At 42.4% G+C, this 16,929-nt stretch carries 35 protein-coding genes; 20 read left to right on the top strand and 15 right to left on the bottom strand.

The features are described from left to right. Positions 1 to 5: 5 nt before the first annotated feature. From E0H89_RS00705 to E0H89_RS00635, 15 genes are all read right to left on the bottom strand, one after another. Positions 6 to 590, bottom strand: coding sequence for an anthranilate synthase component II (locus E0H89_RS00705; protein WP_131213676.1), 585 nt, complete (start codon positions 588 to 590; stop codon positions 6 to 8). A 117-nt stretch (positions 591 to 707) separates the two neighbouring features. Next, positions 708 to 977, bottom strand: a complete 270-nt coding sequence (locus tag E0H89_RS00700) for a helix-turn-helix transcriptional regulator (RefSeq protein ID WP_131214006.1) — start codon at positions 975 to 977, stop codon at positions 708 to 710. A gap of 2 nt (positions 978 to 979) precedes the next feature. Further along, entirely contained in the window at positions 980 to 1,333 is a 354-nt protein-coding gene (locus E0H89_RS00695) for a hypothetical protein (RefSeq protein ID WP_131213674.1), read from the bottom strand. Continuing rightward, a complete protein-coding gene (locus E0H89_RS00690; RefSeq protein WP_131213672.1) occupies positions 1,330 to 1,533 on the bottom strand; it encodes a hypothetical protein in 204 nt (67 codons plus the stop codon). The genes E0H89_RS00695 and E0H89_RS00690 overlap by 4 nt, the downstream gene beginning before the upstream one ends. After that, entirely contained in the window at positions 1,526 to 1,777 is a 252-nt protein-coding gene (locus E0H89_RS00685) for a hypothetical protein (RefSeq protein WP_131213670.1), read from the bottom strand. Before E0H89_RS00685 ends, E0H89_RS00690 begins: the two co-directional genes overlap by 8 nt. Beyond that, positions 1,770 to 2,273: a Mu-Gp12 family protein gene (locus E0H89_RS00680; protein ID WP_131213668.1), complete on the bottom strand. Its 504-nt coding sequence runs from the start codon at positions 2,271 to 2,273 to the stop codon at positions 1,770 to 1,772. Before E0H89_RS00680 ends, E0H89_RS00685 begins: the two co-directional genes overlap by 8 nt. Further along, positions 2,270 to 2,620 carry a hypothetical protein gene (locus E0H89_RS00675; protein WP_131213666.1) on the bottom strand — a complete coding sequence of 117 codons (351 nt, stop codon included), beginning with the start codon at positions 2,618 to 2,620 and terminating at the stop codon, positions 2,270 to 2,272. The genes E0H89_RS00680 and E0H89_RS00675 overlap by 4 nt, the downstream gene beginning before the upstream one ends. Continuing rightward, positions 2,617 to 2,907: a hypothetical protein gene (locus E0H89_RS00670; RefSeq protein ID WP_131213664.1), complete on the bottom strand. Its 291-nt coding sequence runs from the start codon at positions 2,905 to 2,907 to the stop codon at positions 2,617 to 2,619. The genes E0H89_RS00675 and E0H89_RS00670 overlap by 4 nt, the downstream gene beginning before the upstream one ends. Further along, entirely contained in the window at positions 2,907 to 3,110 is a 204-nt protein-coding gene (locus E0H89_RS00665; protein WP_250697801.1) for a hypothetical protein, read from the bottom strand. Before E0H89_RS00665 ends, E0H89_RS00670 begins: the two co-directional genes overlap by 1 nt. A gap of 163 nt (positions 3,111 to 3,273) precedes the next feature. Further along, a complete protein-coding gene (locus E0H89_RS00660; protein WP_131213660.1) occupies positions 3,274 to 3,645 on the bottom strand; it encodes a hypothetical protein in 372 nt (123 codons plus the stop codon). Next, on the bottom strand, positions 3,645 to 4,253 hold the full coding sequence (locus tag E0H89_RS00655) for a Sak single strand annealing protein (RefSeq protein ID WP_131213658.1): 609 nt from the start codon (positions 4,251 to 4,253) through the stop codon (positions 3,645 to 3,647). Before E0H89_RS00655 ends, E0H89_RS00660 begins: the two co-directional genes overlap by 1 nt. A 9-nt stretch (positions 4,254 to 4,262) precedes the next feature. Next, positions 4,263 to 4,547, bottom strand: coding sequence for a hypothetical protein (locus tag E0H89_RS00650; protein ID WP_131213656.1), 285 nt, complete (start codon positions 4,545 to 4,547; stop codon positions 4,263 to 4,265). Beyond that, the gene (locus E0H89_RS00645; RefSeq protein ID WP_131213654.1) at positions 4,531 to 4,797 is read right to left on the bottom strand and encodes a hypothetical protein; all 267 of its coding nucleotides are present in this window, start codon (positions 4,795 to 4,797) and stop codon (positions 4,531 to 4,533) included. Before E0H89_RS00645 ends, E0H89_RS00650 begins: the two co-directional genes overlap by 17 nt. Further along, entirely contained in the window at positions 4,797 to 5,072 is a 276-nt protein-coding gene (locus tag E0H89_RS00640; protein WP_131213653.1) for a hypothetical protein, read from the bottom strand. The genes E0H89_RS00645 and E0H89_RS00640 overlap by 1 nt, the downstream gene beginning before the upstream one ends. Positions 5,073 to 5,272: 200 nt before the next feature. Next, the gene (locus E0H89_RS00635; RefSeq protein WP_165493989.1) at positions 5,273 to 5,983 is read right to left on the bottom strand and encodes an XRE family transcriptional regulator; all 711 of its coding nucleotides are present in this window, start codon (positions 5,981 to 5,983) and stop codon (positions 5,273 to 5,275) included. A 123-nt stretch (positions 5,984 to 6,106) separates the two neighbouring features. On the opposite strand from E0H89_RS00635, the gene E0H89_RS00630 reads away from it, so the two are divergent. The 20 genes from E0H89_RS00630 to E0H89_RS00535 all read left to right on the top strand — a co-directional run bounded on the left by E0H89_RS00630 (position 6,107) and on the right by E0H89_RS00535 (position 16,890). Then, positions 6,107 to 6,325 (top strand): helix-turn-helix domain-containing protein, encoded by a 219-nt coding sequence (locus tag E0H89_RS00630; protein WP_131213649.1) that lies wholly within the window; start codon positions 6,107 to 6,109, stop codon positions 6,323 to 6,325. Between the two features lie 34 nt (positions 6,326 to 6,359). Further along, complete coding sequence (locus E0H89_RS00625; protein ID WP_131213647.1) at positions 6,360 to 7,076, top strand: phage antirepressor KilAC domain-containing protein; 717 nt, start codon at positions 6,360 to 6,362, stop codon at positions 7,074 to 7,076. Continuing rightward, positions 7,073 to 7,294, top strand: a complete 222-nt coding sequence (locus E0H89_RS00620; RefSeq protein WP_131213645.1) for a DUF7446 family protein — start codon at positions 7,073 to 7,075, stop codon at positions 7,292 to 7,294. The genes E0H89_RS00625 and E0H89_RS00620 overlap by 4 nt, the downstream gene beginning before the upstream one ends. Then, entirely contained in the window at positions 7,291 to 7,551 is a 261-nt protein-coding gene (locus E0H89_RS00615; protein WP_131213643.1) for a hypothetical protein, read from the top strand. The genes E0H89_RS00620 and E0H89_RS00615 overlap by 4 nt, the downstream gene beginning before the upstream one ends. Further along, the gene (locus E0H89_RS00610; RefSeq protein WP_131213641.1) at positions 7,551 to 8,426 is read left to right on the top strand and encodes a hypothetical protein; all 876 of its coding nucleotides are present in this window, start codon (positions 7,551 to 7,553) and stop codon (positions 8,424 to 8,426) included. Before E0H89_RS00615 ends, E0H89_RS00610 begins: the two co-directional genes overlap by 1 nt. Continuing rightward, a complete protein-coding gene (locus E0H89_RS00605; RefSeq protein WP_131213639.1) occupies positions 8,419 to 9,063 on the top strand; it encodes a hypothetical protein in 645 nt (214 codons plus the stop codon). The genes E0H89_RS00610 and E0H89_RS00605 overlap by 8 nt, the downstream gene beginning before the upstream one ends. Further along, positions 9,060 to 9,260, top strand: a complete 201-nt coding sequence (locus E0H89_RS00600) for a hypothetical protein (RefSeq protein WP_131213636.1) — start codon at positions 9,060 to 9,062, stop codon at positions 9,258 to 9,260. Before E0H89_RS00605 ends, E0H89_RS00600 begins: the two co-directional genes overlap by 4 nt. Further along, positions 9,257 to 9,481, top strand: a complete 225-nt coding sequence (locus E0H89_RS00595) for a hypothetical protein (protein WP_131213634.1) — start codon at positions 9,257 to 9,259, stop codon at positions 9,479 to 9,481. Before E0H89_RS00600 ends, E0H89_RS00595 begins: the two co-directional genes overlap by 4 nt. Then, a complete protein-coding gene (locus E0H89_RS00590) occupies positions 9,478 to 9,762 on the top strand; it encodes a hypothetical protein (protein ID WP_131213632.1) in 285 nt (94 codons plus the stop codon). Before E0H89_RS00595 ends, E0H89_RS00590 begins: the two co-directional genes overlap by 4 nt. Further along, positions 9,749 to 10,186, top strand: coding sequence for a hypothetical protein (locus E0H89_RS00585; RefSeq protein ID WP_131213630.1), 438 nt, complete (start codon positions 9,749 to 9,751; stop codon positions 10,184 to 10,186). Before E0H89_RS00590 ends, E0H89_RS00585 begins: the two co-directional genes overlap by 14 nt. Next, positions 10,183 to 10,662: a hypothetical protein gene (locus E0H89_RS00580; RefSeq protein WP_131213628.1), complete on the top strand. Its 480-nt coding sequence runs from the start codon at positions 10,183 to 10,185 to the stop codon at positions 10,660 to 10,662. The genes E0H89_RS00585 and E0H89_RS00580 overlap by 4 nt, the downstream gene beginning before the upstream one ends. A gap of 237 nt (positions 10,663 to 10,899) precedes the next feature. Then, a complete protein-coding gene (locus tag E0H89_RS16610; RefSeq protein WP_250697800.1) occupies positions 10,900 to 11,325 on the top strand; it encodes a hypothetical protein in 426 nt (141 codons plus the stop codon). Between the two features lie 74 nt (positions 11,326 to 11,399). Next, positions 11,400 to 11,909 (top strand): RusA family crossover junction endodeoxyribonuclease, encoded by a 510-nt coding sequence (locus E0H89_RS00570; protein WP_131214004.1) that lies wholly within the window; start codon positions 11,400 to 11,402, stop codon positions 11,907 to 11,909. A gap of 3 nt (positions 11,910 to 11,912) precedes the next feature. Beyond that, complete coding sequence (locus E0H89_RS00565) at positions 11,913 to 12,338, top strand: hypothetical protein (RefSeq protein ID WP_131213626.1); 426 nt, start codon at positions 11,913 to 11,915, stop codon at positions 12,336 to 12,338. 260 nt (positions 12,339 to 12,598) lie between these two features. Continuing rightward, a complete protein-coding gene (locus tag E0H89_RS00560; protein ID WP_131213624.1) occupies positions 12,599 to 12,973 on the top strand; it encodes a hypothetical protein in 375 nt (124 codons plus the stop codon). Then, positions 12,973 to 13,155: a hypothetical protein gene (locus E0H89_RS00555; RefSeq protein WP_131213622.1), complete on the top strand. Its 183-nt coding sequence runs from the start codon at positions 12,973 to 12,975 to the stop codon at positions 13,153 to 13,155. Before E0H89_RS00560 ends, E0H89_RS00555 begins: the two co-directional genes overlap by 1 nt. A 1-nt stretch (position 13,156) precedes the next feature. Next, positions 13,157 to 14,788, top strand: coding sequence for a portal protein (locus tag E0H89_RS00550; RefSeq protein ID WP_131213620.1), 1,632 nt, complete (start codon positions 13,157 to 13,159; stop codon positions 14,786 to 14,788). Then, positions 14,785 to 15,312, top strand: coding sequence for a Bbp19 family protein (locus E0H89_RS00545; RefSeq protein ID WP_131213618.1), 528 nt, complete (start codon positions 14,785 to 14,787; stop codon positions 15,310 to 15,312). The genes E0H89_RS00550 and E0H89_RS00545 overlap by 4 nt, the downstream gene beginning before the upstream one ends. Beyond that, positions 15,305 to 15,979, top strand: coding sequence for a hypothetical protein (locus E0H89_RS00540; protein ID WP_131213616.1), 675 nt, complete (start codon positions 15,305 to 15,307; stop codon positions 15,977 to 15,979). The genes E0H89_RS00545 and E0H89_RS00540 overlap by 8 nt, the downstream gene beginning before the upstream one ends. A gap of 11 nt (positions 15,980 to 15,990) precedes the next feature. Next, a complete protein-coding gene (locus E0H89_RS00535; protein WP_131213614.1) occupies positions 15,991 to 16,890 on the top strand; it encodes a phage capsid protein in 900 nt (299 codons plus the stop codon). Positions 16,891 to 16,929: the final 39 nt, after the last annotated feature.

The following is a 16,929-nucleotide window of genomic DNA, read 5'->3' as shown; positions in this document are numbered from 1 at the left end:
GCTCTTTATGCATAAATTTCGAGAAAGTTCTGGAAGATTTGATGACCATGTTGGCTCAAAATAGATTCAGGGTGGAACTGCACGCCTTCGACGGCTAATGTCTTATGTTTAACACCCATGATTTCTTCCATACTGCCATCGGCTTCATTGGTCCAGCAGGTCACTTCCAAACAATCTGGTACGGTTGCCTGATCAATCACCAGTGAATGATAGCGTGTCGCAGAAAAGGGGGAAGGCAGGTTGCTAAAGATGCCTTTGTTACTGTGATACATATCGGACAAGCGACCGTGCATGACGTTCTTTGCGCGAATAATATCCCCACCAAAAGCCTGGCCAATCGCTTGATGTCCCAAACACACGCCAAGCAATGGGATTTTGCCGGCAAAGTGCTGAATGGCTGGAATTGAAATTCCGGCTTCACTTGGTGAACAAGGGCCAGGACCAATCACCAGATACTGGGGTTGCCATCGCTCGATATCTTCCAATGTCACGGCATCATTACGGACTACTTTTACGTCTTGATTTAACTCGCCAAAATATTGAACGATGTTATAGGTAAAGGAGTCATAGTTGTCGATCATGAGAAGCATATTCGATGTAACCTCTTGAAATGTATTGCAATGAGCTTTTAGTATTTCAACCATTACTCACAATGTTACTCACTTCATGCAAAGTGACTAATAAAACAGGCATTAAAAAGCCGCTTATTAAGCGGCTACTTTATCAGTTTTTGAATGTCTTGTGACAACTTCGTTCACATAACTATTTAGATAGTAACTTCGTGGTCCATCCTTATGTGGAGCGGTTATTTCTCCTTTTTTGATTCGATCATAAAGAGTGGGTTCGCTCATGTTCATTCGACTAGCGAACTCCTTGATACTTACTCGACGCTCATCTTGATGAGCAAGGGCATTTTTCAGCTCTTGCATTTCATCAAAGATCGCCTGAAGTAAATTATGTTCTGATTCAGTATGCATCATCACAATCCCTCCAATTTCTTATCTGTCTCAAGACAACTTTCAACATCTGCGATGGCTCCGCGAAGCCTTTCTGTTTCTGGATTTATCCAGCGCAAAATAGACTGACGTTGCAATTCCTTCTTAGCCAAATCAAGCCCACCATAAGACTCAACCAACTCACGACTTTCAACAAGGCGTTTTAGGTCGTCCATTTTTACCAATTCATTCAACTGAACTTTGATATGAGATACACACGTATTTTCATTAATAAACATTCTCCCATCATTGGTGACATGGGTATGATTCGGATAATCTCGAACTAAATTTCTTGTATATTGGAGACCATGCTCTTTCATGAACTTATTCGCTTTCATGACACCTCCTTCAAACTCTGCAAGATAGTAAAAGGCAACTTCACGTCAACGCCTTTCACTTCATTCCGTTCCACATAATCGTTAAAAACTTCATACGCCAATTCAACTTCTTCACTGTTCAACTCAATCCCAGTACCGCCAATTTTCCGAGCTGCTAAAGATTCAATGAGGTCTTTGGCTTGTTCTAGTTTTTCAGTCATTTCGATCCACCTTAATTTGAGCAACACCACCACAAGAAAAATGTGCATTACTGGTCATGTTTTTCGCACCATCATCTTGCCAAGTGAAGCTATCAAACACAGCATCAGCCACAGGGATTTCAAAAGCTTCCATTTGTACATGCATTAACTTCAAACCATCTTTTAGCTCATCCAAGCAATCATCAATTCGATCTACAGGAATACCTAGAAGGTCTTTTAGGCTTTCAATCTTGTATTCAGTCATTGGTTGGCTCCTGTGCTTCAGCTTTTCGATACTCACTGCCCAAAATTTCAATAGCTACTGGCGAAACCTTTAGCGATGTTTCAAACTTGAAATACTCACCTTTTTTCCAAGATAAGCCGTAAGCAGAACCCCAAGGCAAAATATCTTCAGCCAAAATAATCTTACTCAGCTCATCGTAAGCCATGGACTTCGGCTTCATAGCGTCATATTCAGCCTTATGCTCTTTGGCAGTAGCACGAGGCAAAACAGCTAAATAACCACTTTTATGCTTTGATGTTTTCCATTTTGTTTTATCAATTTCAGCCTTTGGGTCTACCGACATATTGCAAAAACGAATACCATTTTGAATACTGTCGTGTGTTTGATGCATCTCAAAGCCATAGTGCTTACAGAGTTTTGTGACTTGCTCATAAAAGGCATCACGTTTATCCATAAAAGCATCAATTTTTGCCAAGGTTTCAGCATCTTCAATTTTGTAATAGCTATTTTCGCTCATCCCTTTTGCTCCTGTGTTTCGATCATAGCTTCCTGAATCATAAGTTCATAAAGATGGGTCATACGACTGGTAATGATTGAAAGATCACTAACCTGCAAATATTTGCGGATTGCCTTGCTAAGCAACTGCTCACTTGGCTCTTTCCGCACCAAAACAAACCCTTCCGGCACCGCTTGGGCTTTGGTTCTATTCAACCCAATGAGCCAAGAATCCCATGCAACTTGAGTTGGTTCATGCAAATACTCATCACACTCATCAACCGCAAAACCATAGCCTGCAAACTCAACAAGACCTGTATCAGTTAAATGCTGCTCAAATGCTTCTCTTTCTTTTTGAATATCCATCACGCATTTGCTCCTGTTAATTTTTCAATTTTTTCAGCAAGAAGGTTTGCATCAACCACCACGTAATCTTCACCGTCATTTTTTGCCCTGAATGACCAGACAGCTACCCATGATTGCAATTCATTACCAATAGTGATTACTTCCGGCACCGCTTGAGCTTTGGCTTGCCATGCATCCCATGCTGCCTGAGTTTTTGAATCATAGAATGTGTAGCTGTAATTGCGACCAGTCTCACCATCCGTGCTTAATTTTTTGCTTTCAGCCCAAGCTTTGAATCCTTTAATATCCATCACGCCACCTCGCCAAAAGGGTTGTATTTCTTGAATTCTTCAAACAACTGAGTCGCAGGCTTATTCAGTCGACCATTCGCCATAATCATCACGTTACGCGGGAAATTTCTGCCAGACGCTTCGCAATAGAACAAAACACCTGACGCATTTGTCACGCCCTTATAGCCGATACTGACAAGCCAGATAATGAAGGCTTCGCTCATGAGTGGATGAACTAAACTGCGCTTTTTCATCTGTACCCCCAGCTATTCACAAAATCCTGAATGCAATCTTCAATGCCAAAAAGATTGATATCCTTGTACGTTTTAATCCGACCGTTGTGCTGGATTAACAGCACGCGAGTTAGGGATGAGTAGGAATAGTTCATTAATCACCCACCCATTTAGAGCCTTTGCGGTAGTATTCAATTTCGCGTGACCCTTGATCTTGAATAACAGTCTTAACCACATTTGGACCATTCGTTCTAGGTGGTTCAAAGCAACCGATTTTTGTCACAGTCCAGGACTCAAAACCTTGATGATGAGAAACCCAATTAACACCATCAGAATAGAATGAGCCGCGCGCATCTATGCGGTGGTGTGTAGTCATTCCACCGTATGTGTCGTAGTGAGTGGCATCAACTGGAACACCATTCACCAAAACAACTTTATTAAGTCCTTTTTTTGCCATCTCGAAATCCATAAGGATTTTATCGAGAGGATTAATTTTTGGAGCGGGAAAGGTTTTTAAGACAGTCATTATTGCCACCCCATTTGATCAATTTTAGCTTTGCATGCATTGTGAATTTGCTGTGCAAACTGAGTGCCTTTGAAGTAGTTGTAAGGTTTAGCTAGATCAGCTTTTGACTGAGCATTATTAATATCAACCAATGCTTGCTGACATTCTGCTTCAGTGGCTATTGGTTTTTGTGCAGGCTGTTGCTGCGTAGATTGTTGTGCTTGAGCCTGTTTTTCTTCTTCAGGTAAATCTTCACCTGCATAGATATATAAACCCAAACCATGAGCAGCGATTGCTTTCACCAGACAGCGCATCATTGCGCTATTCACATCAAAAGCATTTGGTTTTGGAATGGCTTTATTTTGATTGTTCATTACCGGCAGAAACATATAGATGCTTTTGCCAAACATAGTGACATCGCAGTGAACCATCATTGTTCCATCTGGGAAAACCATAGGCTCTCTAAAGGCCCAAACAGTCATTGGGTCAGCTTTCATTGCCTCACTAACTGCAAACGTCCACGATAAATAAGTAAAACGACCTTTTTTTTCAGTATGTTGGTTTACGTTGATTTTGGAGAGTGTTGTGAAGTTATTAACAACCTCTACTGGATTAACTTGAGCATTCATAATTACCCCCTAAGCCGCTTCTTCTAAGATGTAGCTTTTGATCTTATTGAGACGCAGCACAACATCGTTTTGATAGGCAATGCGCGTTTTATCGCTGAACTCACCAGAAAGACTTAATTCATAAGATTCAGAGCCACGGCCAAGATAAGTAATGTGAATCCAATTGCTTTTGATAACTGAAACCGTGTCGCTTGGATCAGATAGGGCAACCAGTTCTTCAGCAACTTTACGAGCTAATGTTTCAAGTCGAATAGCTTCGATAGAGAACAATTCAGGTTTAGCTATTGCGTTCATGATTGGTCTCCTTTTTCAAAGAATCCAGATAAGCTAGACGCTCAACACCTTGTGTATGGCCACGCTCAAACGCTTTTGTGGTTTCATCAGCCTGACCACCTACAGCACCCATCCAAGCTAAATGTTCAATAAGGTCAAGAAGAACCTTGTTTGCATCTTCTTGCTTCGGATTTACACGAAAATCAGATTCGTATTCGCAGCCTTCATCTGAGGTGTATTTAAGTTTTGCTTGGAAATTAGAAAGACTCATCAGCGATTCCCTCCATTAGCGGAAAACTGCAACTGGTGTTTAACCGCCATTCGTTCCTGATGATCTACGTCATTCGAACAACCATGAACAGCCATCAGTGTTAAGGCTGAAATAGTCGCAATTAAAACGGCTGCTGCCATCAGATCACCAAGACGCAGAAGAAGGCTTGGTTTACGCATTTCAGCTTCAGTCGGCTGCTGATAAAGAATTGCAGTCGTTTGACTTTTGTTCGTGTCAAACTCTGGGGTTTGACTGTGGGATGCGGTTTGGGTCATAATAATCTCACTCACAAGTAAGGTGTGGGTCGTGCCTCAAGTTGTTCTAGCAACGTTGGGGCTTTTCTTTGTTTCGATGAAATTAATATAACTTAAGTTATAAAGAGGTGTCAATAACATAGAGAATATTATTTATAATTTTTGTTATAACTGATGTAATAAAAAAGGCGCTACATGAGCGCCTTTATAATTTAGGGAATCTACATCGCTCCGCCTTTCCAGCAAATACGACCTTCAATTTCTATTTTTTCTTTAATTTCTTCTAATGAGAGAATGATATCTGGGTACTGAACCTTGTCAGGATTATCCGATCTAATTACCCAGTGTGTCACCATATTAATAAGGCGCTTCACATAATATTGCTCGTCAATACACAGGAAATAAACCTTATTTGATTTTGGTGTGTTGTCATGCGGATTAACTAAAAGCACCTGACCATCTTCAATGGAAGGGTACATGCTTTCGCCTTTCGCATAGATCACACGCAGATCGTCTGGGTTGGGTAGGCCTTGCTCCCTAATCCACTGGCGACTAAATACCAGACCACCCTTAACCTCCACACTGTCTATGATAGAACCACCGCCACATGAGCCATAGATGTCAAACTGAGGAACGAGAACATATTCGTCAACACTTGGTTTTTCACCTGGGTTTTCACCGCCAACTACAACAAAGTCATTAAGGCTTCCAGACTGCTTCTTTATGTACTCTTTTCCGTAGATTAGATAGTCAACCGATGTATTTAAAGCTTTTGCTACCTGGGCAATGTATTTAGAGTTGTCGGTTTCATTATTCTCTATTTTAGAGATAGCGGCTTGCGACACCTCTGACTTTTTAGCCAGTGCTGATTGTGACAATCCCAATCTGGTGCGTGCTTCTCTGACACGATCACCGCAAGTTAAACCAACCATAAGAAGACTCATAACAAATAATTACCTGTGTAATAATTTAACGCAATTTAAAATAACATGGATTATTGACTTGTCAAAACAAAAGTTATAAATTATAACCTAAGTTATAGTTAGGGATAGCCTATGAATTGGGAATCGATTATTAATCAGCTGTTGGAAAAGATGACCCAAAAAGAATTGGCAGCTTTAGCTGGCTGTTCACAGCCGTTTATTTCCTTGTTGTCATCTGGACAACGGAAGAATGTGGATTTCACTACTGGGCAGAAAATCATTTCGCTCTGTGTAATCCATGAGATTGAAACCACCAAAAACGAGAAAGCCCCAGCTACCGCAAATAGCTAGGGCTTTTGTGTCTAAATCCTAAGGAGATTCAAACATGAATATGATGACACAATTTAATCATAATCAACAGAGTATGACAAGCCTTGATATTTCAGAGCTTGTTCAATCCCGCCATGACAAAGTAAAGCAATCAATTGAAAGGCTTGCTGAGCGTGGTGTTATTACTTTACCCCCAATGGGGGAAAAGGCCACAGCAGGCAGACCCACAACTTTTTATGTTTTTTCAGGTGAACAAGGCAAGCGTGACAGCATTATTGTGGTCGCTCAACTTTGCCCAGAGTTTACCGCAGCATTAGTTGATCGCTGGGCAGAATTGGAAAACCAAAAGCCAGCCGAACTTTCTCGCATGGATCTAATTAAATTAGCTCTAGCTGCTGAAGAAGAAAACATTGCACTTAAGCAATATGTAGCGGTACTTGAACCAAAAGCCGAAGCCTTAGAAACGATTGCAGACACCACCAATACCTATTGTTTGCGTGAATGTGCAAAAACTATCGGTATCAAAGAATCAGAGTTAATCAAACTACTGATTGATAAAAAATGGATCTACCGTGATGCAGATCGCAAGCTTCAACCACATGCTCAATATGTATTGAACAAAGTATTCACTAATCGCACATCACCAGTAATCACCAATCAAAATGATGGTAGAGAGCGCGTGTTCTTACATATGCGCGTCACTGCATTTGGTCTGACTCGTATCACAGGTCTTGTGAATAAGGTTCGTAAAGCGCAGCAGGTGGCGGCATGAGCAACCCAATAAAAATCGGACTGTTGCCGATCACAAAACAGATTGTTGTTGGTCGCGTGAATGAGAAGACAGGATTGTGGGTTGGTGAGCGCACCGACCTGACCAATGACGCTGTAATTGCTGTTGGTGATTACTTGCTTGCAGCCAAGCACTCCATGGAGTTTCCATCACTAGATGGCAAGCGTTATGAAATTTTGGTTCGGGAGGTTTTAGCATGACCGAATCTCCAATCCTCGACCGCTTTACCGCATTCGACCGGGTACGCGGACATGAGCCATTACCGTTCAAATTAGATGGCGACCGTGAGCCACGTTCTGATATTCCACAATGGCAAATCAATCGCACCAATGCACGCTCAGCAGGTCGTAAAACCTTTACCCATACAAACCCATGCCGAGTGTGTGGCGGTCTACTGCGCTTAACTCACAGGGTTTATGCAGGTACGAAAATTAATAAATGTGCGGGGTGTAATTAATGGCTAGAGCAAGAAACATCAAACCTCAGTTTTTCACAAATGATGAGCTTTCAGAATTGCCGCCACTGGCGCGTTTATTGTTTGTCGGCTTATGGACCATTGCAGATTTTAAGGGTTGTTTTGAATACAAGCCAAAGCGTCTAAAAGTTCAACTTTTGCCTTATGACGATTGTGATATCGAACAACTCGTGAGTGCTCTAGATAAATCGCGATTTATCTCGATCTATTCGGTACAAGGTCAAACATTCGGGAAAGTGCTTAATTTTAACAAGCACCAAAACCCGCACAAGAATGAAAAAGAGAAAGGGTCAGACATTCCTGATATTTACCAAAATGATGCAGAAAATGTAATGTTTTCAGACAACTTAGAAGATATCGAGATTAATCACGATCAAAACGGAAGTGATCCTGCTGATTCCCTTAACCTGATTCCTGATTCCTGTTCCCCTATTACTGATACCCCAGTTTCGGTTTCACCGAAATTTGTATTCAAAAGTGAACTTAAAAAATTAGGTGTATCTGAAGAACAAGCATCTGAGTTTATGCAAGTACGAAAAGCCAAGAAGGCGGTAAATACCAAAAACGCTTTCGAGATGCTTATTGCTGAATCTCAAAAAGCAAACCTAAGTTTGGATCAGGCGATTGATTACTGTTTGAAACGTCAAAACCCATGGGGTGCATTTAAAGCCGCTTGGTATGTGAACGAGCAAATAGAAAATCAAAACCCCAATCAACACACCTTCCAAACCGCAGCCCAAAAAACAGCAGCAGAACATGACCGCTGGAGACAGGCTGAACAACAAGCTTTTGGCAACAGTGAGATAGATATCACGCCAAAAAAGTTCTTATTGATTGAGGAGGTGGGTCATGCGTGAGTTCACTAATAAATCGGCTTTGGCTTTGATTTCAAGAATGCGCGGGATGTATGGAAAAAGATTCACAGATCAATGGGCAGGTATTGAACCGGAAGAAATCATCTTCGCCATGGTTGATTGCTTGAATGGTTTATCTGATGACGAATTAAGAGCTGGCTTTGAACGTATGAAAACCAGTGTTTTTTGTCCAAGCATTCCAGAGTTCCGTTCATGGTGCGAAGCTGCAAGCCCGTATTTGACCGAAAACGAAGCTTGGCTACAAGCGGTTAGGTTTGACCGCAAAGGTGGCTCTAGCGAGATTACACGGCTCGCAAAGCAGGCTTATGACCTTGTTCATATGAATAAAGATCAATATCTGGATGCGAGTAAGCAAAATTTCTTCATGTTTCGTGATTCTTATTTGCGAATAGTGGAAGAAGCAAAGCGAAATGGCATTCGTGATGAGGTGATTCCCGCACCTAAGCGTGTTGAGTACAAAGCTGAGCCACTCGAAAAAACTCCTGTCATACAGCATACGCCAGAGCAAAAAGAGTGGGTTGAAAACCGCATCAAGGAATTGCAGGAGGCAGGTGAGAGCCTACCGAAATCTATGTTCCAGGCTTATTCAGAAATGGCAAAACAGAGGGTTGAACAATGAAGCGTAAAAATCCTCGCGTTAATCACTTCCGTGATGTGCTGCTTCGTAGCTTTGAATTGATGTGCTTATTTGCCAATGAGTGTGGATTTACCCGTCAAGAAGTTGAGTTGGCTTTGGTTGGGTTCGATGTGCCTGATGAAATGTATGAAGCGTTTTTGGGCTGGGTTGAAGAACAAGGTTTAGGGGGTGGGGTGTGACTAGACTCGAACATTTATCACAATTCAGCAATGCGGTGCTTAGTCCTGAGTTGAATACGTGTGTGATTCCGATGCCAAAACATGGGTCGGGATGGGCTGAGATTTTCGACCACAACAACAGTGATTTAAAAGCGGATGATATTGCGTTTCGTAAAAAGTGGTGTGAACAGCAAGCTGATCTAATCGGTGAATTTGGTGCAGTGATGGAGGTGGCTTCATGAAAGCAAGCGATAACAAAGCTGTGGATTGGGTGAACTCGCAAAACCGCTCCAAATCTGCATTTGAAAAGCGTATGGATATTTTGATTTATGCGGTTCATGCCAGTGCTGATTTCACAGTTAAGGATATTTACGAGAGGGTAGTTGATTGTCAGGTAATGACTGTTCGCCAGTGCCTAAAAGACTTAATTGAATGCGGGTATTTGATCAAGACAACGATTTACACATTTAAAGCTACGGAAATGGCAAAACAATTATTTGGGGAAAGTAATGCAACTCACTAAAGAAGAATTTATCAAACATGCTGTGTTACCTCGCAGTCAGTACAAACGCAATTCGCAAGAAGAAATCAGCAAGCGTGCCTTAAGCGAGAAGCTTGCAAAAGAAGTGGCTGAATTTGAGAAGCGCAAAAAGATTACTGAGCTGCCTTGTGGTTTTTCTTATGAGGTGAAGACAGGTGGTTTTACTGATGCAAATGCAAATCAAAAAAGAACGGAATCAAAAAAATATCGCATGGAGGTGCAGCAGGAATTAATGATTCGATATGCGGAAAAGGTCGGATCAGACTGGATTGAGCTTTCAAAAACAATAGGCGGTGTAAGTCCCTCTCAGTTGCGTAGGGCTTACCAGGGGAAAGTTGAGCTTGTAGTGGCTTGGCCAAAAGTGAAGAAGCACATTGAAAGCGTTTTGACGGGGAAAGCAGCATGAAAAAAACCAAACAAAAACTATCCGCAACTTGGGAAATTCTATCCACAGCCGAGTATGTAGAAGGCTTGGATCGTGATGTAAACGATGATGACTTGAAGCTGATCTACCAAGGCTCTTTTGTTCCGTTGTTTTTGGCTCATCGTGTAGACCGTAAGCAAATCTGGAATGTGGTGATTAAGACCACTGCAAAGGCTGATGACGGCACGATTCATGAGCATGAAATGGAATGGTCATTTAACAAGTTGATGAGCATCAAAGAAGTGATTAGCGGTGCAAAGCATATCAAAGTTGAACGTGACGGCTTGAAGGTTCGTTGGAGTGGTGTGTCTGACCAGTGGGTTAAAACAGTGGATGAGGATTTAAAAGGACTTACAGCAGTGAGTGCATGGGCGACTGCAACGTGTGTCGGAATGGTTGAGCAAGTGAATCCGGCTGCAACTCTGCTGAGTCGAATTCAAGGGATGGTGGTGGCATGAACTTAATCGAAAAATTGGGGTTAGAGAAGTGTAAGGCGATTGTGGAAAACCATGCAACTTGCTACATGCCAAGAATATTTAAGTACTGGTCAGAAAGCTTAAATGATTATGTGCTTGCGGAGAAATACGCAACAGCTTCAGTTGAGGCTATCCGCACCGCTCTAGCCGACCACGACCGCACTGACCATTGCAGTGATATCCGAATCATATTTCCCCGAGTACGAAGGTGATTGAGAGATGAGTGAGTCTAAGCAGATCTTAAAAGAACAGTTTATTGAACACTTCCTTTTTGATTACACCGACAAGGATGAATTTGAGATTCAAATGCTCTCAGAAATATTTGAGGGAATTTATTATCAAAAAGATAAACACTTCAAACCTGAAAGCAAGTATTGGCAGGTCTTTCGTTGCTTGCAGGACCAACAAGCCATCATCAATAACCTTAAAACCCAACTCAACAACATGGAGGCTTGTTATATCGGGGTAAAGAAGAAATTGGAGGATCAGCATAAGAAAGTTGATGAGGTTTTGGAATATCTAGATGGTGAGAGTGCTAACCGCTGGGGCTTATGGAAAGAAAAAGCGGACATGATGGAACAGGGTGCGAGTAATGCATTTGAGGAGGCATATTGGATGGTTAAGAAGGCTCTGCGAGGTGAGTGAGAGATGAACGAATTGAGCTATGCAGGGAATGCAAATCAAGCCTTTTTAAACAAACTAATGACGGTAGCTTAAATATGAGGTGGAGCGACGGACAGCTAGAGGAACATCTAAACAAGCATCAAATGCGAAAAAATAAGGGGCAGGCGCAACTTAAAAAGAAAATTGAAGCAAAGGTACGTAAAGCAAACAAAACGCTAAATACGAGCAATGGTGAAGAAATACAGATAGGTGAAATTAGAACAATTTTAGACTGTGAAATTGCAACAGTTCCACCTTCTGTAAATCACTACTGGGTAGCAGCAGGGAAGCGTAGATATTTGAGTGATCGGGCTATCGCTTTCCATGAGGTCATTAAAATTTTAGTACCGGCATTAGGTTCAACTTCACGTTTAAAACTAGATGTGACGTTTCATTTTCCTGACCGATTACGCAGAGACATAGACAACTATCTCAAAGCAACAATAGACAGTTTAGTGAAATGTGGATTCTGTGCCGATGATGAGCAATTTGACACGTTAATAGTGAATCGTGGCCATGTTGTGGATGGCGGTTTGATAAAAATTAAAGTTTTTGAGTTGGGGTGATTTATGAACATGACGGTTGATTTATTAGCTTCTGCGGACTCTCCTCGCGCGCGCGCGCGTTTCATTAACCAGCGAACCAAGAAAAAGGTTAAAGAATTCCTCGTAAAACGTCGTGGATACAAGCGTCCAGACTTCAACCGCATGATCTTAGATTTAGGCCGCTTAGGCTGGACACATGAAAAGATTGCGGACGTTCTACCAGTGTCTGGTGCGTCTACAGTCAGTGAATGGTCAAGAGGTGGTATTCCCAATTACGACAATGGCGATGCATTCATTTTGCTTTGGCAGATTGAGGTTGGTCTAGATCGCTACCCACGTGAAGGTGAATGGGCAACGTACAAATACAAGATAGGGCAATTAGACATGTTTGATGATTGGGATGAATTAGATGCTGTGATTGAGCAGCTGGATCAGGAGATTGAGAAGTGAGCGAGTCAAGAGCAAAGTTCAATGAGTACATACTCAATAAGTACCCCAATAGGTCGCCAAAAATATTACTTCAGTTAAAGCGAATTAATCACTCCGATTATGTTTATGAAGTCCAGGAGGTTCAGAATTTATGGGAGCTATGGATCTACCAACAGACCAAGGTTGATGGCCTTGAGCTTAGGCATTGAAGAATCACACAACAAACCCTAACACCTAACGACCAACACTAAAGCCTCAATCAACCCATTGGGGCTTTTTTCATGGCACGTCAACCAAGAACACCAGGTGCAACAACAGAAGCACCGAAAACAACAGAAGTAGTCACTCCAACCACGGCGCAACAATCCGATGATGTTTTAAATGAAATCCTCGGTACGCCTGATTCTAAGGATGCTGAAACTACTGCTTCAACCGAACCAACTGGTACAGCTTATAAACCTGAAATTTTACTTATGGGTGAACCTATCGATGAAGATCCACAGGCTAAAAATGAATATGAAGAATTCCTTGAGTGGCGAAAAAACAAAGCTGTAGCAGCCAAACCAGTAGCACCGCATGTACCTAGTGAACCAGTTGCTAAGCAAACACATTCATTTCTTGGCCCTGATGGTTGGACAACTAAGGAGATTGATTAATGTGCGGAAAACCTAAAACAGTCGAGCAAGATCCAGAAGGCGATGCACAACGTGCAGCTGAAAAGGCAACGGCTGAGGCAAATACCAAGAAAGCTATGCGCCGTACTTCAGCAGGAAGCATGAGTGTTCTGGGTGCACAGCCTGACATCTCTAAAACCAAGTCAACTCTAGGCGGTGGCTAATATGACTGACGCTCGTAAGTTTGTTGCTCGTTTAAATCAACTTAAATCTGCACGTTCACAGTATGAATCGCACTGGGCAGATTGCTATAAATACGGTGCACCAGAGCGTCAGCAAAACTTTAGTTCTGATTCAAGTGTGAAAGGTCAGCGTGAAACTGAACGTGCCGATTTATACGATTCAACAGCAGCTGATGCACTTCAAGTTCTGGTTTCAATGATCATGAACGGCGTAACTCCTGCTAATGCCATTTGGTTTAAAGCGCAGCCTGATGGTGTGGATGATATTTCTGTCTTAACTGAAGGTGAACGATGGCTTGAAGATGCTGCTCAATTCATGTGGCGCAATATCCATGCAGCAAACTTTGACAGTGAAAGCTTTGAAACGGTCACTGACATTGTTACTGCAGGTTGGGGCGTTCTCTATACGGATATTGATCGTGAAGCAGGTGGCGGTTATGTCTTTGAGTCTTGGCACATTGGGAACTGTTTTATTGGCTCAACACGTGCTGATGGTCGAATAGATACTATTTACCGTGAACATGAAATGACAGTTGAAACCATGATCAATACTTATGGTGAAAAGAACTGTCATCACAGTGTAGTTGAGAAAGCCAAGAACTCACCAGATGAGAAGATGAAGCTGCTACACGTGATTCAACCACGTAAGCAAGTAGGGGTAGGTCAGATCAACAAAGCTATGCCTTTTGCCTCATACCACGTTGATATCGACAACAATTACACCATGAAGGAATCCGGGTACCACGAATTTCCATGCTCGGTACCACGTTTAAGACGCTTGCCCAATTCAGTCTATGGCAATGGTCAAATGACGATTGCACTACCTGATGCCAAGACTGCCAATGAGTTGATGAAGAATACAGTTCGTTCAGCAGATTTGCAGTTAGGTGGCATGTGGATCGCAGAAGATGACGGCGTATTAAATCCTCATACCGTTCGTATTGGTCCACGCAAAGTCATCATTGCCAATTCAGTTGATTCAATGAAGCGCCTGGATGATGGCACCAACTTTCAAATTGCAGATTACTTACTCACCAACATTCAAGGCGGCATCCGTCGCAAGTTAATGGCTGATCAGTTGCCAAACATCGGCACCACTCAAATGACAGCTACAGAGATTCACACACGTGTTGAATTAATTCGTCAAATGCTTGGACCTATGTATGGGCGACTTCAAACTGAGTACCTGCAATCAATCTTAGATCGTTGTTTTGGTCTGGCTATTCGCTCTGGTGCTTTAGGCCAGCCACCTGAAGAACTTTGGGGCAGTAATCTTTCATTCAAGTTTGTATCGCCTATGGCACGTTCACAGCGCATGGAAGAAGTGACAGCAACAGAACAGTACATCATGAGTCTTTCTCAGTTTGCACAGGTAGATCAAACCATTCTAGACAATGTTGATTTTGATGCGGTTGCCGTCTTTGTCGGGAATGGTCGTGGTGTTCCACAAAACATTATGCGTACCGCCGATGAAGTTAAAGAGCTTCGTGATATGCGCCAAAAGGCACAGGAAGCGCAGAAACAGGCAGAGCAGCAGCAGCAGATGATGCAAATGGCAGGCAATGCAGTTGCTAAAGGCATTGAGAAGCAAGTGGGTACGGAGACGATGCAATGATTTTTTACATAGCTTTGATGCTTATCGCCGGACTTATTCTTGCCGTTGGGTGGTGGAATGAAGTCAATAAAAACCGAGTGCTTGATGGTAAATGGTTTGATGAAACCATTGTGTCTAGCAAATTACGCAATGAAAAACATCACGAATGGGAGCGTGCAGAAGTATTACAGGAACAAGTTTTTGCATTGAAGCACACCATTGTCGATCTTGAGACTGAATTATCTGAACGTCCATTACCCACACCAGAAGAAGAACCAGAAACAGGCAATTTTGTTAAACGCAAAGCCATACGTCGTGCAACCCCTGAAACCTATCGAAATGTATTTGATCTAGACATCAATGGTCAGCGTGTACTTGATCATTTGCAACTTACTTTTGCCAATAAATCTACCTATGTCCGTGGCGGTCAAGATGCTGAACGTGAGTCTTGTTTTAAAGCAGGACAGGCGAACGTCATAGGTTTTATTTTCAATCAAATCAATCAAGCGAATAACCCAGACTATAAGGAAGAAGTAAATGACTGAGCAAACCACAGAGACTCAAACTCAAGATGAAAACACCGAGCAAACTCAAACTAGCGTGTTAGCAGGTGATCAAACTCAGGGTGATGAAACTCAGACTCAAACCACAGAAGAAACTACAGCTGCACCTGGTGCGCCTGAATCAATTGATGGTTATGAAGTCAATGTTGAAGGCTTTAACTATGACGAATTCAAGGCGATTCCTGAAAACCAAGAGTTCTTAGAGCGTGCACGTGAAGCAGGTCTGGACAGTAAAAGCTTAAATTTCTTGCTTGGTGAATATAACCAGTTAATTCCTTCACTCATGGAAGGTAATGCGGCTTTAGACAATGAAGCATGCGTATCTGCCATGAAAGAAACGTGGGGAGCAGATACCGATACTAATTTTGGCTTTGCAAAAGCTGCTGCAAATAATGCTATTCAGAACGGCATTCTTACACCAGAAGAAGTGAACAGCCCTGAATTTGGTAACAATCCACTAGTGTTAAAAATGGCGGCTTATTTCGGTCAACAGCTTAATGAAGATACACCCCCTTCTAACACCCAACAAAGCGGTGCAGTAGATGTTCAATCATTGATGGCATCGGAAGCGTATTTAAACGATAAGCACCCAGATCACAAGTCTGTGTCCGCACAAGTTGAACGCTACTACAGCAAGACTTACAAATAAGGGGATAGCCAATGGCTAACGAAAACAAAATCACGGCAGCGTTTGTTCAGCAGTTTCATGACACATATGAAATTGCGTCAGCACAGAATGAATCGCGCTTGCTTAAAACTGTTGTAAATCGCGGAAAGATTACGGGTGAATCTTTTACGATTAACGACATGGGCCAAGTGGAAATGTCTGCGTCTGGTGCTCGTATGGGCAACACGACTTGGACAATTCCGGATGCAGGTGTGCGCTCAGTCTTGATGAATGACTTTGATCTATTCATTCCGATTGAACCGCGTGATGTTCCAAAGTTAAAAGCCAATCCACAAGATAAATACATGAAGCTTTTGCTGAGTGCGCGTGGTCGAAAAATTGACGACATTATTTATCAAGCGGCAGTTGGTTCTGTAAGCCGTAAAGTGGTTGATGATGCAGGTGCTACTTCTACTACTGCGGTTGCATTGCCAGCAGGTCAAATCATCTTGTCGGCATTCGGCACATTGAAGCAGCAGCTTGTAAAAGCTAAATCAATTTTCCGTAAAAACGAAAACGATGAGCATAACGGCGAGCAGCTTTACATTCTGTACAGCTCAACAATGCTTGAGAAAATCTTGGGCGATACTACGCTTACATCTGCCGACTTCATGGCCGGTAAAATGCTGCAAGAAGGTGGTGTTGGTGGCAAGTGGTTAGGCTTCAACTGGGTTCCATACGAAAAGCTAAACGATGGTGCTACAGCTGGAACAACTAAGCGTACCGTTGCTTACTGTGGATCTGCCGTACATTTTGGCGATGCAGATATTACAAGCTTCGATATCTCGACTCGTCCAGACAAAAAGAACATGAAACAGGTTGGTGGTGTTCATTCATTTGCAGCAGGTCGTGCGAATGAAACCAAAGTAGTCGCAATTGATTTTGTAGTCTAACAGTCAACTTTGGCTTCACACCTCTGAGCAGGGTGTGAG

The sequence above is a fragment of the Acinetobacter sp. ANC 3781 genome (assembly GCF_004331285.1).
GTDB lineage: Bacteria > Pseudomonadota > Gammaproteobacteria > Pseudomonadales > Moraxellaceae > Acinetobacter.
The sequence above is the reverse complement of the archived record's forward strand: the minus strand, read 5'-3'. Positions and strand labels throughout refer to the sequence as shown.

What these genes read in the sequence shown, in the direction of transcription:
- E0H89_RS00665 (WP_250697801.1), bottom strand. Translation starts at nt 3,110, where the DNA reads ATGAGCGAAGCCTTCATTATCTGGCTTGTCAGTATCGGCTATAAGGGC.
- E0H89_RS00635 (WP_165493989.1), bottom strand. Translation starts at nt 5,983, where the DNA reads ATGGTTGGTTTAACTTGCGGTGATCGTGTCAGAGAAGCACGCACCAGA.
- E0H89_RS00560 (WP_131213624.1), top strand. Translation starts at nt 12,599, where the DNA reads ATGGCACGTCAACCAAGAACACCAGGTGCAACAACAGAAGCACCGAAA.
- E0H89_RS00570 (WP_131214004.1), top strand. Translation starts at nt 11,400, where the DNA reads ATGAGGTGGAGCGACGGACAGCTAGAGGAACATCTAAACAAGCATCAA.
- E0H89_RS00705 (WP_131213676.1), bottom strand. Translation starts at nt 590, where the DNA reads ATGCTTCTCATGATCGACAACTATGACTCCTTTACCTATAACATCGTT.
- E0H89_RS00650 (WP_131213656.1), bottom strand. Translation starts at nt 4,547, where the DNA reads ATGAACGCAATAGCTAAACCTGAATTGTTCTCTATCGAAGCTATTCGA.
- E0H89_RS00605 (WP_131213639.1), top strand. Translation starts at nt 8,419, where the DNA reads ATGCGTGAGTTCACTAATAAATCGGCTTTGGCTTTGATTTCAAGAATG.
- E0H89_RS00600 (WP_131213636.1), top strand. Translation starts at nt 9,060, where the DNA reads ATGAAGCGTAAAAATCCTCGCGTTAATCACTTCCGTGATGTGCTGCTT.
- E0H89_RS00695 (WP_131213674.1), bottom strand. Translation starts at nt 1,333, where the DNA reads ATGAAAGCGAATAAGTTCATGAAAGAGCATGGTCTCCAATATACAAGA.
- E0H89_RS16610 (WP_250697800.1), top strand. Translation starts at nt 10,900, where the DNA reads ATGAGTGAGTCTAAGCAGATCTTAAAAGAACAGTTTATTGAACACTTC.
- E0H89_RS00565 (WP_131213626.1), top strand. Translation starts at nt 11,913, where the DNA reads ATGAACATGACGGTTGATTTATTAGCTTCTGCGGACTCTCCTCGCGCG.
- E0H89_RS00590 (WP_131213632.1), top strand. Translation starts at nt 9,478, where the DNA reads ATGAAAGCAAGCGATAACAAAGCTGTGGATTGGGTGAACTCGCAAAAC.
- E0H89_RS00550 (WP_131213620.1), top strand. Translation starts at nt 13,157, where the DNA reads ATGACTGACGCTCGTAAGTTTGTTGCTCGTTTAAATCAACTTAAATCT.
- E0H89_RS00615 (WP_131213643.1), top strand. Translation starts at nt 7,291, where the DNA reads ATGACCGAATCTCCAATCCTCGACCGCTTTACCGCATTCGACCGGGTA.
- E0H89_RS00685 (WP_131213670.1), bottom strand. Translation starts at nt 1,777, where the DNA reads ATGACTGAATACAAGATTGAAAGCCTAAAAGACCTTCTAGGTATTCCT.
- E0H89_RS00640 (WP_131213653.1), bottom strand. Translation starts at nt 5,072, where the DNA reads ATGACCCAAACCGCATCCCACAGTCAAACCCCAGAGTTTGACACGAAC.
- E0H89_RS00670 (WP_131213664.1), bottom strand. Translation starts at nt 2,907, where the DNA reads ATGGATATTAAAGGATTCAAAGCTTGGGCTGAAAGCAAAAAATTAAGC.
- E0H89_RS00555 (WP_131213622.1), top strand. Translation starts at nt 12,973, where the DNA reads ATGTGCGGAAAACCTAAAACAGTCGAGCAAGATCCAGAAGGCGATGCA.
- E0H89_RS00620 (WP_131213645.1), top strand. Translation starts at nt 7,073, where the DNA reads ATGAGCAACCCAATAAAAATCGGACTGTTGCCGATCACAAAACAGATT.
- E0H89_RS00645 (WP_131213654.1), bottom strand. Translation starts at nt 4,797, where the DNA reads ATGAGTCTTTCTAATTTCCAAGCAAAACTTAAATACACCTCAGATGAA.
- E0H89_RS00535 (WP_131213614.1), top strand. Translation starts at nt 15,991, where the DNA reads ATGGCTAACGAAAACAAAATCACGGCAGCGTTTGTTCAGCAGTTTCAT.
- E0H89_RS00580 (WP_131213628.1), top strand. Translation starts at nt 10,183, where the DNA reads ATGAAAAAAACCAAACAAAAACTATCCGCAACTTGGGAAATTCTATCC.
- E0H89_RS00660 (WP_131213660.1), bottom strand. Translation starts at nt 3,645, where the DNA reads ATGACTGTCTTAAAAACCTTTCCCGCTCCAAAAATTAATCCTCTCGAT.
- E0H89_RS00610 (WP_131213641.1), top strand. Translation starts at nt 7,551, where the DNA reads ATGGCTAGAGCAAGAAACATCAAACCTCAGTTTTTCACAAATGATGAG.
- E0H89_RS00655 (WP_131213658.1), bottom strand. Translation starts at nt 4,253, where the DNA reads ATGAATGCTCAAGTTAATCCAGTAGAGGTTGTTAATAACTTCACAACA.
- E0H89_RS00585 (WP_131213630.1), top strand. Translation starts at nt 9,749, where the DNA reads ATGCAACTCACTAAAGAAGAATTTATCAAACATGCTGTGTTACCTCGC.
- E0H89_RS00540 (WP_131213616.1), top strand. Translation starts at nt 15,305, where the DNA reads ATGACTGAGCAAACCACAGAGACTCAAACTCAAGATGAAAACACCGAG.
- E0H89_RS00625 (WP_131213647.1), top strand. Translation starts at nt 6,360, where the DNA reads ATGAATATGATGACACAATTTAATCATAATCAACAGAGTATGACAAGC.
- E0H89_RS00690 (WP_131213672.1), bottom strand. Translation starts at nt 1,533, where the DNA reads ATGACTGAAAAACTAGAACAAGCCAAAGACCTCATTGAATCTTTAGCA.
- E0H89_RS00545 (WP_131213618.1), top strand. Translation starts at nt 14,785, where the DNA reads ATGATTTTTTACATAGCTTTGATGCTTATCGCCGGACTTATTCTTGCC.
- E0H89_RS00680 (WP_131213668.1), bottom strand. Translation starts at nt 2,273, where the DNA reads ATGAGCGAAAATAGCTATTACAAAATTGAAGATGCTGAAACCTTGGCA.
- E0H89_RS00630 (WP_131213649.1), top strand. Translation starts at nt 6,107, where the DNA reads ATGAATTGGGAATCGATTATTAATCAGCTGTTGGAAAAGATGACCCAA.
- E0H89_RS00700 (WP_131214006.1), bottom strand. Translation starts at nt 977, where the DNA reads ATGCATACTGAATCAGAACATAATTTACTTCAGGCGATCTTTGATGAA.